Raw genomic sequence first — 21,214 nt, 5'->3', positions numbered from 1 at the left:
GCAGCGGCCAGCAGATGCGTCTTGCCGACTCCGAAACCACCGTCGAGGTACAGGCCGACACCCGGCAACACTTCTCGCCGACCGAACAGCTTCTTGCGGCCGGCGCGACGCTCGAGCGCCTGCCGGCAGAACTGTTGGCAAGCCGCGACGGCAGCGGACTGCGACGGCTCGGCCGGATCGGGGTGGTAGCTCGCAAAGCTCACCTCGGCGAAGGTCGGCGGCGGCGTCAACTGGGCGATCAGCCGTTCGGGTGACACCGTCGGCTGCCGATCGACCAGATGAGCGACGGACCCGGGCATGCAGGCACCCTACCGACGTGTGTTGCAATCATGCGCATGGCTGATCACGCCGGCGGGATGCAGCTGAGAGTGCTCGGCTCGGTCCGCGACCTCGACGGCGGCGAGCTGCCCGAGCTCTACGGCTACCCGGCGGAGCTGAACAGGATTTGGCTTCGGGCGAACTTCATCGCCAGCATCGATGGTGGCGCCACCGTCGGCGGCACCACCGGTCGCCTGGGCGGGCCAGGTGACCGCGCGTTGTTCAGCCTGCTGCGTGAACTCGCTGACGTGATCCTTGTCGGCGCCGGCACGGTGCGGGTCGAGGATTACTCCGGCGCACGCCCGAGCATCGCCCAGCGGCATCGCCGCCAGGCCCGCGGGCAAAGCGAAGTTCCCCAGCTTGCGATCGTGACCGAATCCGGCCGCCTGGACCGGGATATGCCGGTCTTCACCCGCACCGAAGTGCCGCCGCTGGTGTGCACCTGCGCGGTCGCGGTTGACGAGGTCCGCCGCGGGCTGGCCGACCTGGCTGAGGTTATCGAGTGCTCGGACGACGACCCCGATCGCGTCGACGAGGCTGCCGTGCTGGCCGCGCTGGCCCATCGCGGCCTGTACCGGGTCTTGACCGAGGGCGGTCCGATGCTGTTCAGCTCGTTCGTCGAGCGCAACTTGCTCGACGAACTCTGCCTGACGATCGCACCGAGCCTGGTCGGCGGTCTGGCCAGCCGGATCGCCGCTGGCCCGGGCCAGGTGCACACCGCGATGCGCTGCGCGCACATCCTCACCGACGACGACGGCTACCTGTACACCCGCTACGTCAAAGCTGAGTAGATCGCGGGAGTGGCTACTGTGGTCGGCATGAGCCGGGGCGCCGCAATCGCTACGTCGTTGATCGTGGTGACGGGGTTGCTGGCCGGCTGCGCACCTGGCTTGGCCGCCAACCCGCGTTTCGCCACCGATTCAGGTGGCCGGCCGCAGGGAAAGGCCACGACGGCCAAGCCACCCAACGGCCCGCCCCCGATCGCCGTGCCCAAGAACGACTTGTCGTGGCGTGACTGCACGTCGAAGGAATTCAGCGACGCCGCGGTCCCCCCAGCGCCTGGCGTCAAGCTGGATTGCGCAAGCTATGACGCCGACCTCGACCCCGTCAACGGCTCGGCGGGCACCCTGAGCATCGGTGTGGTACGCGCCCGCTCAGTGAAGACCCCGCACGATGCCGGCCCGCTGGTCTTCACCACCGGCGCGGATCTGCCGTCGTCGCTGCAGCTGCCGGTGTGGCTCGCGCGCGCCGGCGCCGACGTGCTGCAAAAGCACCCCGTCGTCGCCGTCGACCGCCGTGGCATGGGCACGTCGAGCCCGGTGGACTGCCTCGATCAGTTCGACCGTCAGGAGATCCGCGACCAGGCGCAGTTCCAGGCCGGCAACGATCCCGTCGCCAACCTCGGGGACATCGTGCAGAACGCCACCACCAGCTGCACCGACACCATCGCGCCCGGCGACTCCGCCTACGACAACACCCACGCCGCCAGCGACATCGAGCGATTGCGCAGTATCTGGGACGTGCCCGCGCTCGCGCTGATCGGCATCGGCAGCGGCTCCCAGGTGGCGCTGTCCTACGCCAGCTCGCATCCCGACAAGGTGTCCAGGCTGGTCCTCGATTCCCCGATCGCGTTGGGCGTGGGCGCCGAAGCCGCGGCCGAGCAACAGGTCAAAGGTCAGCAATCGGCGCTGGATGCCTTCGCCGCGCAATGCGCCGCGGTGAATTGCCCGCTGGGCCCCGATCCCAAAGCGGCGGTGAGCTCGCTACTGGCCGACGCCCGCGCCGGCCACGGCCCCGGGGGTATGTCGGTAGCGACCCTGGCCAACGCGATCAACATCTCGCTGGGCTACCCCAGCGGTGACCGGGCCAGTACCACCAACGACTTGGCCAATGCCCTCGCGACCGCACGCTCGGGTGACACCAATCTGCTGACCAGCCTGGCCAACCGAGCGGAGGGCATCTCCGGCACCGACGGGCAGTTCGTCAATTCATGCAGTGACGCGCTCAGCCGCCCCACGCCCGACCGGATTCGCGAGCTGGTAGTCGCCTGGGCCAAGCTCTACCCCCAGTTCGGCACCGTGGGTGCGCTCAATCTGGTCAAATGCGTCTCGTGGCCGAGCACCAACCCGCCGCCACCGCCGAAGGTTCTCAAAGTCAACGTGCTTCTGATGGGCGTGCAGGACGACCCGATCGTCGGGATGGAAGGCGTCTCGGCCACCGCAGCCACCATCATCAACGCCACCGCGGCCAGCAAGCGGGTGATGTGGCAAGGGATCGGCCACGGCGCCAGCATCTACTCCTCATGCGCGGTGCCGCCGCTGGTCGGCTACCTGGACAGCGGCCAGTTGCCGCCGACCGACACCTACTGTCCCGCCTGACCGCTGCGGCGATCGTCCATGTACGGTGCGCTCGTGATGCGCGCGGCGACGATGCAAAGCGGAGCGATGAGGAGGAGCGGCGCTGATGGCGGAAGTTGATTCCCCTCGTGGCGGTCTGCGCGACTGGGCGCAGGCCACATTCGGTCCCCGCACCGCCGCGCCGAGCACTGCGATTGTGCTGCGTTCGGTGCTGTGGCCGGTGGCCATCCTGGCAGTAATCCACCGCACCGTCGTGGTCACCACCAACGGCAACATCACCGACGATTTCAAGCCGGTCTACCGTGCGGTGCTGAACTTTCGGCACGGCTGGGACATCTACAACGAGCACTTCGACTACGTCGACCCGCACTACCTCTATCCCCCCGGCGGCACGCTGATCATGGCGCCGTTTGGCTATCTGCCATTCGCGGAGTCGCGCTATTTGTTCATCGCGTGCAACAGCGTCGCCATCGTGCTGGCGGGATACGTGCTGCTGCGGATGTTCAACTTCAAGCTGAGCTCCGTCGCAGCCCCGGCGCTGCTTTTGGCAATGTTCTGCACCGAATCCGTAACCAACACACTGGTTTTCACGAACATCAACGGCTGCATTCTGCTGCTTGAGGTGCTGTTTTTACGGTGGCTGCTCAACGGGTCCAGGCGACATGAATGGTGGGCCGGCATTGCAATCGGGCTGGCGCTGGTGGTCAAACCGGTGCTGGGCCCGTTGCTGCTACTGCCGCTGCTGAACCGCCAGTGGCGCGCCGTGCTGGCTGCCATCGTGGTTCCGGCGGCGTTCAACCTGGCCGCGCTGCCGCTGATCGTCCATCCCGAGGACTTCGTGACCCGCACGCTGCCCTACATGTTGGGCGTCCGTGACTACTTCAACAGCTCGATCGAAGGCAACGGCGTGTATTTCGGGTTGCCGTTCTGGCTGATCTTGTCGCTGCGAATCCTGTTCACACTGCTCACCATTGGCAGTTTGTGGCTGCTATACCGCTATTACCGCACCCGCAACCCGCTGTTCTGGTTCACCACATCGTCGGGCGTGCTGTTGCTGTGGTCGTGGCTGGTGCTGTCGCTGGCCCAGGGCTACTACTCGATGATGTTGCTCCCGTTCCTGATGACGGTCGTATTGCCCAACTCGGTGATTCGCAACTGGCTGGCGTGGCTGGGCATTTACGGGTTCCTGACGATGGATCGCTGGCTGCTGTTCAACTGGATGTACATCGGGCGGCCGCTGGAATACCTGAAGATCACCTACGGCTGGTCGCTGCTGCTGATCGTGGTGTTCACCGTGCTCTACTTCCGCTACCTGGACGCCAAAGCCGAAAACCGGCTAGATGAGGGCATCGATCCGGCATGGCTGACGGTCGAACGGCCGCGCGCTACCGTGGACGCATGAGCTCTCCGCACCTGCAACTGACCGACGACGAATGGCGCCAAAAGCTGACTCCCGACGAGTTTGCGGTGCTGCGACGGGCCGGCACCGAGCGCCCGTTCACCGGCGAGTACACCGACACCAAGACCACCGGCGTCTACGAATGCCGGGCGTGCGGCGCCGAGCTGTTTCGTAGTTCGGAGAAGTTCGAATCCCATTGCGGCTGGCCATCATTTTTCGACCCGGCCAATTCCGACGCGGTGATCCTGCGGTCCGATCACTCCATGGGGACGACGCGCACCGAAGTGCTGTGCGCCAACTGCCACAGCCATCTGGGCCACGTCTTTGAAGGCGAGGGCTATCAGACCCCGACCGATCAGCGTTACTGCATCAACTCGATCTGCCTGCGCTTGGTGCCGTCGGATTCCTGATCTTCGCGACACGTAAACGGTTGCGACGACACGCCGAAGCGCGTCGCAACCGTTTAAATCTCGCGGACGAGCGGTCGATCAGTCGACCCGGCTGGCGTGCATCTCCCAGAACGGGGCGTGGGCCCGGCCGTTGGTCAACCACGGTTCGATGATGCGGAATCGCTCCAGGAATGGCTCGATTTGCTCGGCCTGATCGGGGTTGCGGGCCAGCATCATCTCGATCGCTTGGACGCTCAGATTGACCTGATACGTTGTCGGCCCTAGGTAGGTGATCTCCCAGCCCGCAACGGGAAACACCTGCCGAAAGTCGTCCTCGGACAACGATCGTGGCATCCGGAAACCATTGACCTCGTGGGCGCCGAACTCGAACATGTACAGCCGCGCCCCGGGCTTGGTCGCGCGATGCAGGGCCTGGGCATACGACCGCTGCAGCTCTGGATCGGTCGAAAAGGTGTGGTAGAAGGCGCAGTCGACGACAGTGTCGAAATGATTCTCCAGACCCTCCAGCTTGGTCGCGTCTGCCAGTTGGAAGTTCACCGAGACCCCGGCTTTGCGCGCATTCTCCTTAGCGCGCTCCAGTCCTGCCGGCGAGGCGTCGATGCCGGTGGCCGAGTAGCCCTTTGACGCGTAGTAGATGGCATGGTGGCCCGGGCCGGTTCCTGGGTCGAGAACCTCGCCCTTCACCGCGCCCAGCGCAACCAGTTGCTGGACGACCGGTTGCGGGCCACCGATATCCCACGGTGTGGCCGTCGGCAATCCGTGCGAAACCCGCTCGTCGCGGTACATCTCTTCGAAGCGGCTGGGATCGACGGAAGCTGGTTGAGTCATGACATTAAACCTATCGCGATGCAACGCTCAGCGGCGCACCGCTTGGACCACCTGCACGGCATGTCGGCCGGCTTTCATCGTCTCGATGTGGACATCATCGAGGCCTGCGCTACGACAGCAATCAGCGAACGACGCCGCCTGTTGGTCGGTCCATCCGTGGCTGGCCAGCCCGGTGGCACCGGGTCGAACCTGGCGCTCGATCACCAGGAACCGCCCGCCCGGGGAGAGCACTCGACGAACCTCGGCGAGTCCCGCGGCGACATCCATCCAGTGATGCACGGTCGCAACAGACCACACCACGGTCGCTGAATGCTCCGGCACCGGAAGGTTTTCCGCGCTGCCCTGCAGCCAGGTAATGCCTGGGCGGTCGCGGGTCACCATTCGGGCCAAACGCAACATCAGGGTCGCCGGATCCACTCCGGTGACGCGCGCGCCCCGGCGGGCGGCTGCTCTGACGGAATTGCCTGGGCCGCAACCAATGTCCACAACGTGATCGGAATTTGTCACCGACGCCAGATCGGCCACCAATCGGGAGCGAGTACGGCCGAGCACCAGAATGATGAGCGCGACGAAAACTCCGATCGGCCCGGCAACTCCAGGGTGATCGGCATGATGGTTGACCGGCGTGGCCGGCGACATGTCCATCAGGGCAGCGATGCAATCAGCTGCTCGACTGGCACCCGCGGGCCGGTGAAAAACGGCGTCTCTTCGCGGGTATGCCGTCGCGCGTCGGTGGCCCGCAAGTCCCGCATAAGGTCGACAATGCGGTGCAGCTCGGGAGCCTCGAACGCCAAGATCCATTCGTAGTCGCCGAGTGCGAACGCCGGCACGGTGTTGGCCCTGACATCCTTGTACTCACGAGCCGCCATGCCGTGTTCTGCGAGCATGCGCCGGCGCTCCTCGTCGGGCAGCAGATACCACTCGTAGGACCGCACGAACGGGTAGACGCAGATGTAGGCGCCCGGCTCCTCCCCGGCCAGAAACGCCGGGATGTGGCTCTTGTTGAACTCCGCCGGCCGGTGCAACGCCACACTGCTCCACACCGGCGTGCACGCCCGGCCCAGCGTGGTGGTGCGCCGGAAATCCTCGTAGGTCGCCTGCAGCGATTCGACGCGTTCGGCGTGCGTCCAGATCATGAAATCGGCGTCTGCCCGCAAGCCCGCGACGTCGTAGACACCGCGTACCACGACGCCGTGTTCTTCCCGTTGCTTGAGGAAGGTCGCGGTCTCATCGACGACGGCATCACGATCCTCACCCAGCCCCCCTGGACGCACGGAGAACACCGAGAACATCAGGTAGCGAACGGTGGCGTTGATCGTCTCGTAATCCAAGCGGGCCATACAACTATCGTGCCACGGAGCCGTCGACCGCCCGGATCGCGCCGGTCACGGCCCGACCGGCCGCCCCGATGCACGCCGGCACCCCGATCCCGTCGAGATAACCACCCGCCACCGCTACGGTCGGCGGCAGACCTGCGCGTAGCTCGGCCACCAAGTCGCGGTGGCCGGGCCCGTACTGTGGCATCGCATCGAGCCAGCGGTGAACGCAGACATCCACCGGGTCGACTGCCAGCTCGAAAACCTGTGCCAGATCCTGTTTCGCCCAGGCCAGCAACTCGTCGTCGGACACCCGACGGGCTGGATTTTTGTCGGCTGAATCGCCGAACCGGCCGAAGGACAGTCGCAGCAGCTCGACGTCGCTGCGTCGTCCCCACTTTCGCGACGACAACGTGATTGCCTTGGCGTGCAACCGTTCCCCGCTGGCGACCAGCACGCCGGAATTCTGCGGGAAGCGGACACCGCGAGGAACGGCAAGCGCCACCACCACCGACGACGCGCTGACGATGCGGCCGGCTGCGGCAGCGGTGCGTGGTGCGATGCCCTCGACGAGCCCCGCCAAGCGCGGCGCCGGGACGGCGAGGATTACCGCGTCGGCACCCCACTGGCCACCGGCGGCGTCGTGCAGCATCCAGCCTTGCCCGGCAGCTTCGATGCGTGTCACGGCCGCCGGTACCCAATTCGGCCGGCTGCGTCTGACCAGTTCATCGACCAGCACCTGGTAACCGCCCCCAACTGAACCGAATACCGGTCCTGCGGTGACGCTCATGAGCGCCTGGCGGACCGCGTCGGTCAGGTTCGCCGCGCCCCCATCAAGAGCAGCCGCCAGAGTGGGAGCAGCCGAGCGAACGCCGATCGTCGCTGCCGACCCCGCGTACACCCCGCCGAGCATCGGATCCACCGAGCGGGCCACCACTTGCTCGCCGAACCGGTCTGCGACCAGGTCGACCACGGCGGGATCGCCACCCGGCTGCCAGCGAAACGGCCGACTCGGCTCGGACGCGATATGCGCGAGGGTCGCGTCGTTCACCAGCCCGGCCATCGACTCCGCTGACGAAGGAATGCCATTGAGCGTGGCCTGCGGCAGCGGGTGCAGCCGATCCTGGCTGTAGATCAGCGGACGCGCGCCGGTGGTCCCGACCTGACGGTTCGCCAGGCCCAGTTCGTCGAGCAGCGCCGGCATCTCGGGGCGGCGTACGACGAACGCCTCGGCGCCGACGTCCATGGGCACCCCGCCGACTTGCTCGGTGCGCAGCACCCCGCCCAGCCGGTCGGCCGGGTCGAACAACGTGATGCTCGCCTCGTCGCCCAGGGCCACCCGTAACCGGTAGGCCGCTGTCAGACCCGAAATACCGCCGCCGACAACACAATACGAGTGGGTCATAATGAATGGACCAGTGCCACCAATTCGGTGAGAACGCCGGGATCTGTTTCCGGCAGCACCCCATGCCCGAGGTTGAAAATGTGTCCGGCCGCGCCGGCGTCCACCGCGTTACGTCCGTCGTCGACCACCGCGCGCGCGGCCCGCTCCACCGCCGGCCAGCCGGCCAGCAACACCGCCGGATCGAGGTTGCCCTGCAACGCGGTGCCGGTTTGGACGCGGGCGGTGGCATCGACCAGCGAGGTTCGCCAATCGACACCGACGACCGTGGCACCCGCCTCAGACATGGCACCCAGCAGTTCGGCGGTGCCGACCCCGAAATGCGTCATCGCGACGCCGCGGTCGGCCAGCGCGGCGAAGACCCGCGCGCTGTGCGGCAGCACATAGCGCCGGTAGTCGGCGAGCGACACCGCGCCCGCCCACGAGTCGAACACCTGAATCGCATCCACCCCGGCGTCGAGCTGAAGCGCGAGAAACGCAATGGTGAGATCGGTCAGCTTTTCCATGAGCGCATGCCAGCAGGTCGGCTCGGCCAGCATCATCGCCTTGGTGCGGGCGTGGTGGCGGCTCGGCCCGCCCTCGACCAAATAGGACGCCAGCGTGAACGGCGCACCGGCGAACCCGATCAGCGGAACATCGCCCAACGCTTCGACCAGCAGGGAGACCGCGTCGGATACCGGTTGAACACGTTGTGACTCAAGGGGTTTCAATGCATCGATATCGGCGGCGGTGCGCACCGGTGCTGCGATCACAGGCCCGACGTCCGCGACGATGTCCAGGTCGACACCGGCGCCGCGCAGCGGCACCACGATGTCGGAGAACAGGATCGCGGCATCGACGTCGTGGCGGCGTATCGGTTGCAGGGTGATCTCGGTGATCAGCTCGGCGTCGAAGCAGGCTTCCATCATCGTGCTGCGCGCCCGCAGCGCACGGTATTCCGGCAGCGAGCGGCCGGCCTGACGCATGAACCACACCGGCACCCGCGACGGCTTGTGTCCGGTGGCCGCAGCCAGGTACGGCGACTCAGGCAATGTGCGACGAGTAGTCATCAGATCTAATGCTGCCACGACCAGTAACCTGCCTAACATGCCAGTTCGTCACCCCGAGGTCAGCTACGACGAGTTTCCAAGCCTGCGAATAGAACGCGCCGACCACGGGGTGCTGCATCTAATTCTGGATGCGCCAGGGCTTAATTCGGTCGGGCCGCAGATGCACCGCGACCTCGCCGACATCTGGCCGGTGATCGGTCGCGACCCCGACGTCCGCGTGGTCTTGGTCCGCGGCGAGGGCAAAGCCTTCTCGTCGGGGGGCAGCTTCGAGTTGATCGACGAGACGATGGGTGAGTTCAGCGACCGGCTGCGCATCATGCGCGAGGCCCGCGATCTGGTGCTCAACATCGTCAACTGCGACAAGCCGGTGGTGTCGGCGATTCACGGTGCCGCGGTCGGCGCCGGCCTGGTGGTGGCACTGCTCGCCGACGTCTCGGTCGCCGGTCGAAACGCCAAGATCATCGACGGCCACACCAAGCTGGGGGTGGCCGCGGGCGATCACGCGGCCATCTGCTGGCCGCTGCTGGTCGGGATGGCCAAGGCCAAGTTCTACCTGCTCACCTGCGAGCCGCTGTCGGGCGCCGAGGCGGAACGGATCGGGCTGGTGTCGATTTGTGTGGACGACGACCAAGTGCTGAGCACCGCGACCCGCATCGCGGCGGACCTGGCACAAGGCGCGCAATCGGCGATCCGCTTCACCAAGCACAGCCTCAACCACTGGTACCGGATGTTCGCGCCTGCCTTCGAAACCTCCCTTGGCCTGGAGTTTCTCGGGTTCGGCGGGCCTGACGTCGGCGAGGGTCTGGCCGCTCACCGCGAGAAGCGGGCCGCGCGTTTCTCCGCCGATTCGCCCTAAACGGCGCGCCTGTGTCCGCGTGTCGCGGGATAGGTCTAGCGTCAGACGTTGTGGCACACGCTGGCGACGAAGCAGAGCGGGGGCATGAGGAAGGGCGGCTGTTGTGAGCCGCGCCCGCGACGATGCAGCGCGGAGCAATGAGGAGGAGCGGCGCTCGTGAGCTCAGCCGAACCGGTCCCGTTCCGCGACGCAGTCGCGGCAATGAGCGGTGCCACCGTGCGACCGGAGATCGAGCTGGGCCCCATCCGGCCGCCGCAGCGCCTGGCGCCGTACAGCTACGCGCTGGGCGCCGAGGTCAAACGTCCCGAGGTCGACATCGTGTCGGAGCAGTCCGAGGGCGACGCGTTCGGCCGGCTGATCCTGCTCTATGACCCGGATGGGGCTGACGCGTGGGATGGCACCATGCGGCTGGTCGCCTACATCCAGGCCGACCTGGACTCCACCGAGGCGGTCGACCCGTTGCTGCCGGAGGTGGCGTGGAGCTGGCTGGTGGAAGCGCTGGACAAGCGCGCCGACCAGGTCACCGCGCTCGGCGGCACCGTCACCGCCACCAGCTCGGTGCGCTACGGGGACATCTCCGGACCGCCGAGAGCCCATCAGCTGGAGCTGCGCGCGTCCTGGACCGCGATCACTCCCGACATCGGTATACACGTCGAGGCGTTTTGCGAGGTGCTCGAGCATGCTGCGGGGCTGCCGCCGGTCGGGGTGACGGATCTGGGCACGCGGTCCCGCGTCTGACATGGCTTCCCAGCTGCCTCAAGCGGCCGACGATCAGCCCGACAGCGCGGAGCCAGAAGTAACGCTGCTGCTCGCGCCGGCCGACGGTGTGCCCGACCTGGCCACGAGTCCCGCCGAGATCGCCGCCGCCGCAGAACTGCTGGCTAACGGCCGCGGCGCATTCGCGGTCGATGCCGAACGGGCTTCGGGGTTTCGTTACTCCAACCGTGCTTACTTGATTCAGATTCGCCGGGCCGGTGCCGGCACCGTGCTCATCGATCCGGTCAGCCACGGCGGCGACCCGCTGACCGTGCTGCGGCCCGTCGCCGAGGTGCTCGCCGAAGACGAGTGGATTCTGCACGCGGCCGATCAGGACCTGCCGTGCCTGGCCGAGGTCGGCATGCGACCGCCGGCTCTGTATGACACCGAACTGGCCGGGCGGTTGGCCGGCTTCGACCGGGTCAACCTTGCGGCCGAGGCACAACGGCTGCTCGGGGTGGGTCTGGCCAAAGGTCATGGCGCCGCGGACTGGTCCAAGCGTCCGCTGCCGCCCGCGTGGCTCAACTACGCCGCCCTCGACGTCGAAGTCCTGCTCGAACTAAGGGACGCGATCGCGGGCGTGCTTGCCGAGCAGGGCAAAACAGTTTGGGCCGCAGAGGAGTTCGACTACTTGCGAAGCGTAGGTCAGGCACCGCCGGCGACCCGCCGGGAACGCTGGCGACGCACATCGGGCATCCATAAAGTGCGTAACCAGCGCGCCCTGGCGGCGGTTCGTGAATTGTGGACTGTGCGAGACGAAATCGCGCAACGCCGCGATATCGCGCCGGGGCGCATCTTGCCCGACTCGGCGATCATCGATGCCGCCACCGCCGACCCGAAGACCCGCGACGACTTGATCGCTCTGCCGATATTCGGCGGTCCTCGCCAACGACGCAACGCCGCAACATGGTTGGCGGCGCTGGAATCGGCGCGCCAATCGCCCGGTCCCGCGGAGGATGCCGAACCGCCTAACGGGCCACCGGCCCCGGCACGCTGGCCCAAACGCAGACCGGAAGCCGCGGCGCGACTGGATGCCGCCCGCGCAGGGCTGCGCAAACTCTCCGAGCAACTATCGGTGCCGACCGAGAATCTGGTGTCCCCCGACCTGGTGCGACGGCTGTGCTGGGATTGGGAGGGCGCCGACGATCCGGTAGGGACGATCGACGAATTCCTGACTGCCGGGCAGGCCCGCGATTGGCAACGTCAGCTAGTGGTGCCGGTGCTGGCCGAAGCGCTGCAGCCTCTCGATTCCGCCGAAATCGACAGCAGCGCGCAAAAGTTCGAGTAGGCATGACGCTGCCCTCGATCTCGGCGACACGAAGTAGCTAGTCGAGGCGCTCGCTGATCTGCGCTGCGGACTCGACGCCGTTGGTCAAGCCGGACAGCGCCGCCACCCAGCCGGTGATCTGGCGGGCCACATCCTGCTCAGTCAGACCGGCTTCGGCAAGCACCTCTGAACGCGATGCGTGATCGAAGAATTGTTGCGGCAGTCCGACATCGCGGCAGGGAACGTCGATCTCGTTGCGCCGCAACGCTGCTGACACCGCCGAACCGATACCGCCGTTGACACCGTTGTCTTCCATCGTGACGACCAGCTTGTGCCCACGTGCCAATTCGCTCACAACATCCGAAACCGGAAGTACCCACCGTGGATCGATCACTGTCACGCCGATGCCCTGGTTGCGCAGGCGCTCGGCCACCGCCAGGCCCGTCGAAGCGAACGCCCCGACCACCACCAGCAACACATCGGCGGTCAGCCCGTCGGACGGCACCGCGAGCACGTCTACGCCGTTGCGGCGTTCAACAGCCGGAATGTCCTCGCCGACATCGCCTTTCGGGAAACGGATGGCCGTCGGCCCATCATCTATGTCGAGCGCTTCACCGAGCTCTTCGTGCAGCCGAGTACCGTCCCTGGGCGCGGCTACCCGCATACCGGGAACGATGCCCAGCATCGACAGATCCCACATGCCGTTGTGGCTGGCGCCGTCCGGGCCGGTGATCCCCGCCCGGTCGAGCACCATGGTGACCGGTAGCTGATGCATCGCCACGTCCATCATGATTTGGTCGAACGCGCGGTTGAGAAATGTCGAGTAGATCGCCACCACCGGATGTAGCCCACCCATGGCCAATCCGGCCGCCGACGTCATCGCGTGCTGCTCCGCGATGCCGACGTCGAACAACCGATCCGGGAAGCGCTGCCCGAATGCCGTCAGCCCGGTGGGCCCCGGCATGGCCGCGGTGATCGCCACAATGTCGCGGCGTTTGGCCGCGAATTCGATCAGCGATTCGGAGAAGGTCGCCGTCCAGCTCGGTCCCGGGATCTTGGTGGCCAGTCCGGTCGCCGGGTCGATCACCCCACACGAATGCATCTGCTCGGCTTCGTCGGCCTCGGCCGGGCCATAGCCCATGCCCTTGTTGGTGACGACGTGCACCAGCACCGGCCCGCGGAATCCACGGGCGCTGCGCAGCGCGGTCTCCACAGCGTGTTCGTCATGGCCGTTGACCGGCCCGACGTACTTCAGCCCGAGATCGGTGAACAGCAACTGCGGTGAAAGCGCATCCTTCACACCGGCTTTGACGCTGTGCATGAACTGGTAAGCCAGTTCGCCGACGACCGGCATTCCGCGTACCGCGCTGCGCCCCCGCTCCAACAGGTGCTCGTAGCTGGGTTGCAGCCGCAGCGCGGCGAGGTGATTGGCCAAACCCCCGAAGGTCGGTGCGTAGCTGCGGCCGTTGTCGTTGACGACGATCACCACCGGGCGGTGCCCGGCCGCGATGTTATTCAGTGCCTCCCAACACATTCCGCCGGTGAGCGCACCGTCGCCCACCACCGCGACGACGTGCCGGTTGCGGTGTCCGGTCAGCTCGAATGCCTTGGCCAGCCCGTCGGCGTAGGACAACGCCGCGCTGGCGTGGCTCGACTCAACCCAGTCGTGTTCGCTTTCGGCCCGAGACGGATAACCCGACAAACCACCCTTTTTGCGCAGCGTCTCGAAGTCCGCCGAGCGGCCGGTCAGCATTTTGTGGACGTAGGCCTGGTGGCCGGTGTCGAAGACGATCGGATCGTGTGGCGAATCGAATACCCGATGCAATGCGAGCGTCAATTCGACGACGCCAAGGTTGGGCCCCAGATGCCCTCCGGTGGCCGCCACCTTGTGAATGAGAAACTCACGAATCTCGTCGGCCAGATCACCCAAGTCCGCCTGAGAAAGGTGCTGCAGATCGGCGGGCCCGCGGATCTGTTCAAGCATCCCGCCAGTGTACGACGCCCGCCAGTCCACCGAGCCGACCTGCGGAGATACTTCGGCGGTAGCCGCCGGTGACGTCCTCCATGCGGCCGGACGTTAGAACAGTGAACAAGCCTTGTCGACGCTCACCACGATATTCAGACAGGGCCTGGTCCTACTTTTACGGAATCTATACAGCCCCTGGCCGCCACCGGCGTTGGATGGACAATACGCTCCGAGCGTGTCGTCACCGACGTCGCTGCTGAAGCGCTTGATTCTGGGTCGGCCGTTCCGCAGCGACCGCCTCGCCCATACCCTGCTGTCCAAGCGGATCGCACTGCCCGTATTCGCCAGCGACCCCCTGTCTTCGGTCGCGTACGCGACGCAGGAGATCCTGTTGATCCTGACCCTGGGCGGGCTCAGCTACCTCTATCTGACGCCGTGGATTGCCGCGGCCGTGGTGCTGCTGCTTACAGTTGTGGTGCTGTCGTACCGGCAAGTGGTGCAGGCATATCCCAGCGGGGGCGGATCGTATGAGGTGGCTTCCACGAACTTGGGCCCCCGCGCCGGGCTGGTAGTTGCCGCGGCGCTGCTGGTGGACTATGTGATGACGGTCGCGGTATCCGTCGCGGCGGGTGTGGACAACATCATCTCGGCCATCCCCGATCTGAACGCGTATCGCATCGCGATCAACATCGGCTTCCTCTTGCTGCTGACGGGCATGAATCTGCGCGGCATTCGAGAATCCGGACAGATATTTGCCATTCCGACCTACGCCTTCGTCGTCGGTGTGCTGTCGATGATCGCAATCGGACTCGTTCGCGCGATGCTCGGTGACGCGCCACAGTCCGAGAGCGCTAACTACGGCATTCACGCCGAACATGTAGGGCTCAACACGTTGGCGCTTTCCTTGGTGGCACTACGCGCTTTCTCCTCCGGCTGCACCGCGCTCACCGGGGCCGAAGCCATCTCCAACGGTGTGCCCGCGTTCCGAAAACCCAAGGGAATCAATGCCGCTCGAACGATGGCGATGATGGGCACGCTGTCGATCACGATGTTTGCTGGCGTCACCGCGCTCGCCCTAATCGCTCACGTTCGTTACACCGAAAACACCTGCGACCTCATCGGATACCGCGGCGACTGCGCTAACGACGCGCAACGCACCGTCATCGCCCAAATCGCCGCCGCGGTGTTCGGCAACAACAGCGTGATGTTCTTTTACCTGCAGGCGGCGACGGCGCTGATCCTGATCCTGGCGGCGAACACCGCTTACAACGGCTTCCCGTTGCTTGGCTCCATCCTCGCGCAGGACCGTTATTTACCGCGGCAACTGCACACTCGCGGTGACCGACTGGCGCATTCCAACGGCATTATTCTGCTCGCGCTGATCGCCGGCGGGTTGATCTATGCCTTTGACGGATCGACCACCCGGCTGATCCAGCTCTACATCGTCGGTGTGTTCACCTCCTTCACGCTGTGTCAGACCGGCATGGTCCGGCACTGGAATCGGGAACTACGGGGCGCCACCACCGGCGCAGAACGGCTCAGAATCAACCGTGCCCGGGCCATCAACGCATTCGGCGCCTGCTTTACCGGAGTGGTCTTGGTGGTCGTGATGGTCACCAAGTTCACCCACGGTGCCTATCTGGTTGTGATCGCCATCCCGCTGCTATGCCTGCTCATGCAAGCCATCCGGCGGCACTATGCCGCAGTGCGGACCGAGTTGCGCACCAGCATCGACGACCACCACGTCCTGCCCAGCCGGGTGCACGCCATCGTGCTGGTATCGGGCTGGCACAAAGCAACACAACGTGCCCTCATGTTCGCCCGGGCCACCAGACCCGACGCCCTCACCGCCCTGACGGTCAACATCGATGACGCCGAAACCCGGGAACTCCTAGCCGAGTGGCAGACGGTCGAGGTCGACGTTCCGCTCACCGTCATTGAGTCGCCCTACCGCGAGATCACCCGCCCCGTTATCGATTACATCAAGCGGCGGCGAAAAGGTGGGCCGCGTGACGTCATCAATGTCTATATCCCCGAATACGTTGTCGGCCGCTGGTGGGAAAACCTGCTACACAACCAAAGTTCATTGCGGCTCAAGGGCCGCCTGCTGTTCGAGCCGGGCGTTATGGTTACCAGTGTCCCCTGGCAGCTTCGCTCATCCGAGCAGCGCGATCTGACACACGTCACCCACAGCCCGGGTGAGATCCGCCGGGGTATCGGCGATCCGGAGGGCAAGACAGCTTAGGCTGAGCCGATAAGTGAGCCGCCGCGCTTCGACAGGAAAAGTCGAGTTGGTTGAGATTGGAACGTGTTTCGGTATCGAAGAATTCGACATGCCCCTCTTTCGCCGTTTCATCGCTGCCCGCACCTAGTCATCGGACTCTGCCGTCGGCCCGGATTTCGTCACCTGCTGTCAGAGACGCGAGCATGCGCCGAATCGCACAGGCACGATAGGTACGTGGCGGATCTTTCGTTTGACGATCAAGAGCGCCTTGCACTGTGCGATCTCTTCGAGGAGCTAGGGCCTGACGCCCCCACACTGCTCGAGGGCTGGAGCGCCGAGGACCTCGCCGCCCACCTCGTGGTTCGGGAGCACGACCCCATCGCTGGCCCATGCCTCGTCGTACCTGGCCTATTCCAGCGATTCGCCGAGCGACGCACAGCGAAGCTCGTGCAGCAGAAGGAATTCGAGTGGCTGGTCACGCGGATCCGGTCGGGCCCACCCCCCGGATTGTTCCGCATCGGCTGGGTGCGGTCCTTCCCGAACCTGAACGAATTCTTCGTCCATCACGAAGACCTGCGCAGAGCCAATGCCCTCGGCCCGCGCGGAACCCTGACGCCCGCATTGGAGGCCGCCCTATGGCGAAATGTCCGCCAAGGTAGCCGCTACCTGAGTCGCAGGCTGCGGGAGGTCGGGCTTGAGATCTGCTGGGCGGGAACCGACGAGAGGATAACGGTTCGGAAGGCCGAACCCACTGCTCGACTCAGCGGCCCGCCTGGTGAACTTCTGCTGTTCGTCTTCGGCCGTCAGGCTGTTGCGCAGGTTGCCGTGACCGGACCGGCCGAGGCTGTCGCGACGGTTCGCCATACCAACTTCGGGATGTGAGGTTGGATGGCACAAGTCCGGTGACTCTAGATCAACCCACCTCCCCGGTTGGACTCCACCGACGTTCCTGAACAAGGCTCTAGGTCAGATCTTGACGCTCAATGTCATGGGAGGTCTGTGGGTGCGCTAATTCGCCTTTAGTGAACTGCCCGCAGGTCACGCGCAGCACTGCCTAGGTAAGCCTGCTAAATTATGCCCCGGTGTGCCGGGAAGCCTGGTCGGCGTCTTTATTCGTGCAATTCGGGTTTCCCTGCTATTCAGGGCTATTCAGGAGCGCGCGATGACTTGGCAGGGCGGCCAATGAACGTCGTTCATGCCGTCTACGCGGTGACGGTATTCGTGGTGGCCTACGTGTTGATCGCCACGGAGCGGTTCAACCAGACATTGGTGGCGCTGTTCGGCGCGACAGCCATGTTCTTCTTGCCGGTGATCAACTCCGATGAGGTCTTCTACTCACGTGGCACCGGGGTCAACTGGGACGTCCTCTTTTTGCTGCTCGGGATGATGATCATCGTCAGCGTGATCCGCCAGACCGGCGTGTTCGAATACCTAGCCATCTGGTCGTCCAAACGCGCCAAGGGCTCTCCGCTGCGAATCATGATCCTGCTAGTACTTGTCACCGCCCTTGGAACAGCAGTTCTGGACAACGTGACCACGGTGCTGTTGATCGCGCCGGTCACGCTGCTTGTGTGCGACAGGCTTGACATCAGTCCAGCGCCGTTTCTGATCGTCGAGGCCCTCGCCGCCAACAACGCCGGCGCAGCAACCCTGGTCGGCGACCCGACCAGCATCATCATCGGCACCGGAGCACACCTGAGCTTCCTTACCTTCACGGCCAACATGGCACCAGCGGTGCTCATCGTGCTCGCCGTCCTGCTGCTGCTGCTGCCCTGGCTGTTTCCAGGCTTCTTCACCGTCGATCCCGATCGGGTCGCCGATGTCATGTCGCTGAACGAGAAGGAAGCGATCAGCAACCACAAGCTGCTGATCCAGTGCGGGATCGTCCTGGTGGTCGTGTTCGCAGGATTCGTCGCGCACAAAGAGATCCACACGGAGCCCTCCCTGGTGGCGATGGCCGGCGCCGGCATCCTGATCGTGATCTCCGGCCTGAGCCGGAAGTTCTACCTGTCCGGCGTCGAATGGGAGTCGCTGCTGTTCTTCGCAGGACTGTTCATCATGGTTGGGGCCCTGGTCCGGACCGGCGTCGTCAATAACTTGGCACATGCGGCCAGCCAGGTGACCCACGGCGATGCCTGGACGGCCACGTTGCTGATCCTCACGGTGTCTTTCACGTTGGGCAGCTTCATCAACAACGTTCCGTACGCCGCCACGATGACACCGGTCGTCGCGCAGCTGGCCGAATCCATTCCCGGGCACACCAGTTCCGGTGTGCTGTGGTGGGCGCTGCTCCTAGGGACGGTCCTCGGCGGCAATCTCACCGCCGTGGGGGCGAGCGCGAATATCGTCGCGGTCGGGATCGCGCAACGCGCAGGCCATCCGGTGTCGTTTTGGGACTTCACCCGACGGGGTGTGGTGGTGACCGCTTTCTCATTTGCACTTTCCGTCGGTTACCTGTGGCTGCGCTACTTCGCCTTCGGTTAGCCTGCCCACCAGCTCACGCAAAGCACCGGGGTTCAGTATTGTGTCCGTGTGCGGGCAGAGGACCTCGAAGAGAAGTTCCCGATCGTGCCCATTGACTCCGATGCTGTCGACGCTGCACGCATGATCGCCGAGCACCATCTGCCCGGCCTCCTGGTCACCGATACTTCCGGGAACCCGTACGCGGTTTTGCCGGCCTTCGCCATGCTGCGATTCATTCTGCCGCGGTATGTGCAGGACGACCTAACGCTGGCCGGCGTCCTTGGCGATTCGACTCCTGACGAGGCCATGCGGCATTTGGCGGGAAAGACGGTCGGCGATGTGCTGCCCGACTATCTGCGTGAGATTCCGTCGGTCGATGCGCGTGCCACCATCACGAAGGTGGCCGCGGAGATGGCGCTGGCGCGAAGTCCGCTGATCGCGGTGACTAAGAACGGGAAGTTGCATGGTGTGATCACGGCGTCACACCTGCTAGCCGCGGCGCTGAAATCTTGAGCGCCATTTCGCCGCACATGCTCAGCCTGGTGTGTGCCCGACGGCAGGACAACCGATGAACGTCGTTCACTCCATCTACGCGACGGGCGTATTCGTGATCGCCTACGCGTTGATCACCACCGAGCGTTTCAACAAGACCATGGTGGCGCTGGCCGGCGCGGTAGCCGTGTTCTTCTTGCCGGTGATCAACTCCGATGAGGTCTTCTACTCACGCGACACCGGGATCGACTGGGACGTCATCTTTTTGCTGCTCGGGATGATGATCATCGTCAGCGTGGTCCGCCAGACCGGCGTATTCGAATACATCGCGATTGTGTCGGCCAAGCGCGCTAAGGGCTCCCCACTGCGGATCATGATCCTGCTGGTGCTTGTCACCGCGGTCGGTTCGGCATTCCTGGACAACGTGACCACGGTCCTGTTGATCGCACCTGTCACCGTGCTGGTAGCCGACCGGCTGGCGATCAGTCCAGCGCCATTTCTGATCGCCGAGTCCTTCGCCTCCGATATCGGTGGCGCGGCGACCCTGGTCGGCGACCCGACCAGCATCATCATCGGCACCGGCGCCCACCTGAGTTTCGTTTCGTTCCTGGCCAACATGGGCCCACCGGTGCTGATCGTGCTCGCCGCCCTGCTCCTCATGCTGCCCAGCCTGTTTCCAGGCTTCTACAAAGTCGATCCCGACCGAGTCGCCGATGTCATGTCGCTCGACGAGAGTGAAGCGATCCGCAACCGCAAGCTGCTGATCCAATGCGGGATTGTCCTGGTCGCGGTGTTCGCCGGGTTCGTCGTACACCACGTGATCCACATGGAGCCGTCACTGGTGGCGATGACGGGCGCTGGCATCTTGATCATCGTCTCTGGCCTGAGCCGTGACTTCTACCTGTCCAGCGTCGAATGGGAGACGCTGCTGTTCTTCGCGGGACTGTTCGTCATGGTCGGGGCCCTGGTGCGGACCGGTGTGATCAGCAACTTGGCCCATGCGGCCAGCCACGCGACCGGCGGCAATTTGTGGATGACGACACTACTGATCCTGGGTGTGTCCTTCCTGTTCAGCGGCTTCGTCAACAATGTGCCGTATGCCGCCACGATGACGCCGATCGTCGCCGAGTTCGTCGACTCCATTCATGCCGACGCCAACGCCGGTGTGCTGTGGTGGGCCCTGATCCTCGGCACCATCCTCGGGGGCAACCTCACCCCCATCGGGTCCAGCGCGAATATCGTCATCGTCGGACTCGCCGAACGCGCCGGGGCTCGCGTCTCGTTCTGGGACTTCACCAAACGAGGGGCCGTGGTGGTCGCGGTCTCGTTTGCGATTTCCGTCGGTTACCTGTGGCTGCGTTACTTCGCCTTCGCTTAGCCCGGTCCGCGCCAGCGACGGTCGCGCGACGCGTATGAAATCCTGACGGCGATCCCGATCACCGGAGCTTCCCGGCGGAAGTATTGTGTCGGTGTGCAGGCAGAGGAAATCGACGAGAAGTTCCCAGTCGTCAATATCGACTCAGATGCGCTTGATGCGGTCCGTCTACTCGCCGAGCACCGGCTGAACGGGATCGTGGTGGTCACCGACACGTCCGAAACGCCGTACGCCGTGCTACCGGCCTCGCAGGTCGTCCGATTCATCGTGCCCGGCTATGTGCAGGACGATCCCGGGCTGGCCAGCGTCTTGACCGAGTCGATGGCCGACCACGCCGCAGAGAAGCTAAGCGGCAAGAAGATCCGCGACATGCTGCCTAAGCAACCCCAGCGCATTCCGGTGGCCAATGCCGACGACACCATCATCGAGGTGGCCGAGGTCATGGCACGGCTACGAAGCCCGCTCGTTGCCGTCGTCAAAGACAACAAGTTGCATGGAGTGATCACCGCATCACGCCTGTTGGCCGCAGCCCTAAAAACGTAGTTCTGTTGCGCGGCAACCTGACCCGTCAGCGAGTCAACAGCGCGACGCACTCGGTGTGATGGGTCAGCGGGAACGAGTCGAACACCGAGATCTTGTCCACCGCATATCCGTGCCGCTGATAGAGGCCGACGTCGCGGGCGAATGACGCTGCCTCACAACCGATATGCACCACCCGCGGGACCTCGGCCGCGGC

19 protein-coding genes and 2 pseudogenes are annotated in these 21,214 nt (G+C 65.0%); 13 read left to right on the top strand and 8 right to left on the bottom strand.

The window, feature by feature from the left end; translation table 11 throughout:
* Positions 1 to 299: AFG1/ZapE family ATPase (gene zapE, locus WB785_RS00600; RefSeq protein WP_424076764.1), on the bottom strand; the 299-nt coding region annotated here is incomplete at its 3' end.
* A 36-nt stretch (positions 300 to 335) separates the two neighbouring features.
* Here zapE and WB785_RS00595 point away from each other — a divergent pair.
* From WB785_RS00595 to msrB, 4 genes are all read left to right on the top strand, one after another.
* Entirely contained in the window at positions 336 to 1,109 is a 774-nt protein-coding gene (locus tag WB785_RS00595) for a pyrimidine reductase family protein (RefSeq protein WP_424076763.1), read from the top strand.
* An 18-nt stretch (positions 1,110 to 1,127) separates the two neighbouring features.
* On the top strand, positions 1,128 to 2,696 hold the full coding sequence (locus WB785_RS00590) for an alpha/beta fold hydrolase (RefSeq protein WP_424076766.1): 1,569 nt from the start codon (positions 1,128 to 1,130) through the stop codon (positions 2,694 to 2,696).
* Between the two features lie 85 nt (positions 2,697 to 2,781).
* A complete protein-coding gene (gene aftC, locus WB785_RS00585; RefSeq protein WP_424076762.1) occupies positions 2,782 to 4,077 on the top strand; it encodes an arabinofuranan 3-O-arabinosyltransferase in 1,296 nt (431 codons plus the stop codon).
* Complete coding sequence (msrB, locus tag WB785_RS00580) at positions 4,074 to 4,484, top strand: peptide-methionine (R)-S-oxide reductase MsrB (protein WP_424076761.1); 411 nt, start codon at positions 4,074 to 4,076, stop codon at positions 4,482 to 4,484. The genes aftC and msrB overlap by 4 nt, the downstream gene beginning before the upstream one ends.
* Before the next feature lie 78 nt (positions 4,485 to 4,562).
* Here the strand turns inward: msrB and WB785_RS00575 are convergent, their stop codons facing one another.
* From WB785_RS00575 to hemE, 5 genes are read right to left on the bottom strand one after another with little or no spacing between them, the layout of a single operon-like run.
* The gene (locus WB785_RS00575) at positions 4,563 to 5,312 is read right to left on the bottom strand and encodes a class I SAM-dependent methyltransferase (protein ID WP_424076760.1); all 750 of its coding nucleotides are present in this window, start codon (positions 5,310 to 5,312) and stop codon (positions 4,563 to 4,565) included.
* Between the two features lie 27 nt (positions 5,313 to 5,339).
* Positions 5,340 to 5,951, bottom strand: coding sequence for a class I SAM-dependent methyltransferase (locus tag WB785_RS00570; RefSeq protein ID WP_424076759.1), 612 nt, complete (start codon positions 5,949 to 5,951; stop codon positions 5,340 to 5,342).
* Positions 5,952 to 5,956: 5 nt separating this feature from the next.
* Entirely contained in the window at positions 5,957 to 6,652 is a 696-nt protein-coding gene (gene hemQ / locus WB785_RS00565) for a hydrogen peroxide-dependent heme synthase (protein WP_424076758.1), read from the bottom strand.
* Positions 6,653 to 6,656: 4 nt separating this feature from the next.
* A complete protein-coding gene (locus tag WB785_RS00560; protein WP_424076765.1) occupies positions 6,657 to 8,036 on the bottom strand; it encodes a protoporphyrinogen oxidase in 1,380 nt (459 codons plus the stop codon).
* The gene (hemE, locus tag WB785_RS00555; protein WP_424076757.1) at positions 8,030 to 9,079 is read right to left on the bottom strand and encodes a uroporphyrinogen decarboxylase; all 1,050 of its coding nucleotides are present in this window, start codon (positions 9,077 to 9,079) and stop codon (positions 8,030 to 8,032) included. The genes WB785_RS00560 and hemE overlap by 7 nt, the downstream gene beginning before the upstream one ends.
* 37 nt (positions 9,080 to 9,116) lie before the next feature.
* Between hemE and WB785_RS00550 the strand changes: the two genes are divergently transcribed.
* The 3 genes and pseudogenes from WB785_RS00550 to WB785_RS00540 all read left to right on the top strand — a co-directional run bounded on the left by WB785_RS00550 (position 9,117) and on the right by WB785_RS00540 (position 11,979).
* Entirely contained in the window at positions 9,117 to 9,935 is an 819-nt protein-coding gene (locus tag WB785_RS00550; protein ID WP_424076756.1) for an enoyl-CoA hydratase/isomerase family protein, read from the top strand.
* 103 nt (positions 9,936 to 10,038) lie between these two features.
* Positions 10,039 to 10,673: pseudogene (locus WB785_RS00545) on the top strand (DUF3000 domain-containing protein).
* Position 10,674: 1 nt separating this feature from the next.
* Entirely contained in the window at positions 10,675 to 11,979 is a 1,305-nt protein-coding gene (locus tag WB785_RS00540; RefSeq protein WP_424076755.1) for an HRDC domain-containing protein, read from the top strand.
* A 37-nt stretch (positions 11,980 to 12,016) separates the two neighbouring features.
* On the opposite strand, the gene dxs is transcribed toward WB785_RS00540, so the two are convergent.
* A complete protein-coding gene (dxs, locus tag WB785_RS00535) occupies positions 12,017 to 13,942 on the bottom strand; it encodes a 1-deoxy-D-xylulose-5-phosphate synthase (RefSeq protein WP_424076754.1) in 1,926 nt (641 codons plus the stop codon).
* Between the two features lie 217 nt (positions 13,943 to 14,159).
* On the opposite strand from dxs, the gene WB785_RS00530 reads away from it, so the two are divergent.
* The 6 genes from WB785_RS00530 (at position 14,160) to WB785_RS00505 (ending at position 21,021) form a co-directional block, all read left to right on the top strand.
* On the top strand, positions 14,160 to 16,169 hold the full coding sequence (locus WB785_RS00530) for an APC family permease (protein ID WP_424076753.1): 2,010 nt from the start codon (positions 14,160 to 14,162) through the stop codon (positions 16,167 to 16,169).
* 213 nt (positions 16,170 to 16,382) lie between these two features.
* On the top strand, positions 16,383 to 17,030 hold the full coding sequence (locus tag WB785_RS00525; protein ID WP_424076752.1) for a TIGR03085 family metal-binding protein: 648 nt from the start codon (positions 16,383 to 16,385) through the stop codon (positions 17,028 to 17,030).
* Positions 17,031 to 17,330: 300 nt separating this feature from the next.
* Positions 17,331 to 18,632, top strand: a complete 1,302-nt coding sequence (locus tag WB785_RS00520) for an SLC13 family permease (RefSeq protein WP_424076751.1) — start codon at positions 17,331 to 17,333, stop codon at positions 18,630 to 18,632.
* A 48-nt stretch (positions 18,633 to 18,680) separates the two neighbouring features.
* Positions 18,681 to 19,124: a CBS domain-containing protein gene (locus WB785_RS00515; RefSeq protein WP_424076750.1), complete on the top strand. Its 444-nt coding sequence runs from the start codon at positions 18,681 to 18,683 to the stop codon at positions 19,122 to 19,124.
* Positions 19,125 to 19,179: 55 nt separating this feature from the next.
* A complete protein-coding gene (locus tag WB785_RS00510) occupies positions 19,180 to 20,481 on the top strand; it encodes an SLC13 family permease (RefSeq protein ID WP_424076749.1) in 1,302 nt (433 codons plus the stop codon).
* 93 nt (positions 20,482 to 20,574) lie between these two features.
* Entirely contained in the window at positions 20,575 to 21,021 is a 447-nt protein-coding gene (locus WB785_RS00505; protein ID WP_424076748.1) for a CBS domain-containing protein, read from the top strand.
* 25 nt (positions 21,022 to 21,046) lie between these two features.
* Here WB785_RS00505 and WB785_RS00500 read toward each other — a convergent pair.
* Positions 21,047 to 21,214, bottom strand: a pseudogene (locus WB785_RS00500) (class I SAM-dependent RNA methyltransferase); the annotation flags it as partial.

Source organism: Mycobacterium sp. (assembly GCF_049585075.1).
Taxonomy (GTDB): Bacteria; Actinomycetota; Actinomycetes; order Mycobacteriales; family Mycobacteriaceae; genus Mycobacterium.
Note: the sequence above shows the minus strand (reverse complement) of the source record. Positions and strands in the feature narration are given on the sequence as shown.

Bases quoted from the DNA above. Each gene is read 5' to 3' on its own strand.
- WB785_RS00595 (WP_424076763.1), top strand. From the start codon at position 336: ATGGCTGATCACGCCGGCGGGATGCAGCTGAGAGTGCTCGGCTCGGTC.
- aftC (WP_424076762.1), top strand. From the start codon at position 2,782: ATGGCGGAAGTTGATTCCCCTCGTGGCGGTCTGCGCGACTGGGCGCAG.
- msrB (WP_424076761.1), top strand. From the start codon at position 4,074: ATGAGCTCTCCGCACCTGCAACTGACCGACGACGAATGGCGCCAAAAG.
- WB785_RS00575 (WP_424076760.1), bottom strand. From the start codon at position 5,312: ATGACTCAACCAGCTTCCGTCGATCCCAGCCGCTTCGAAGAGATGTAC.
- WB785_RS00570 (WP_424076759.1), bottom strand. From the start codon at position 5,951: ATGTCGCCGGCCACGCCGGTCAACCATCATGCCGATCACCCTGGAGTT.
- hemQ (WP_424076758.1), bottom strand. From the start codon at position 6,652: ATGGCCCGCTTGGATTACGAGACGATCAACGCCACCGTTCGCTACCTG.
- hemE (WP_424076757.1), bottom strand. From the start codon at position 9,079: ATGACTACTCGTCGCACATTGCCTGAGTCGCCGTACCTGGCTGCGGCC.
- WB785_RS00550 (WP_424076756.1), top strand. From the start codon at position 9,117: ATGCCAGTTCGTCACCCCGAGGTCAGCTACGACGAGTTTCCAAGCCTG.
- WB785_RS00540 (WP_424076755.1), top strand. From the start codon at position 10,675: ATGGCTTCCCAGCTGCCTCAAGCGGCCGACGATCAGCCCGACAGCGCG.
- dxs (WP_424076754.1), bottom strand. From the start codon at position 13,942: ATGCTTGAACAGATCCGCGGGCCCGCCGATCTGCAGCACCTTTCTCAG.
- WB785_RS00520 (WP_424076751.1), top strand. From the start codon at position 17,331: ATGAACGTCGTTCATGCCGTCTACGCGGTGACGGTATTCGTGGTGGCC.
- WB785_RS00510 (WP_424076749.1), top strand. From the start codon at position 19,180: ATGAACGTCGTTCACTCCATCTACGCGACGGGCGTATTCGTGATCGCC.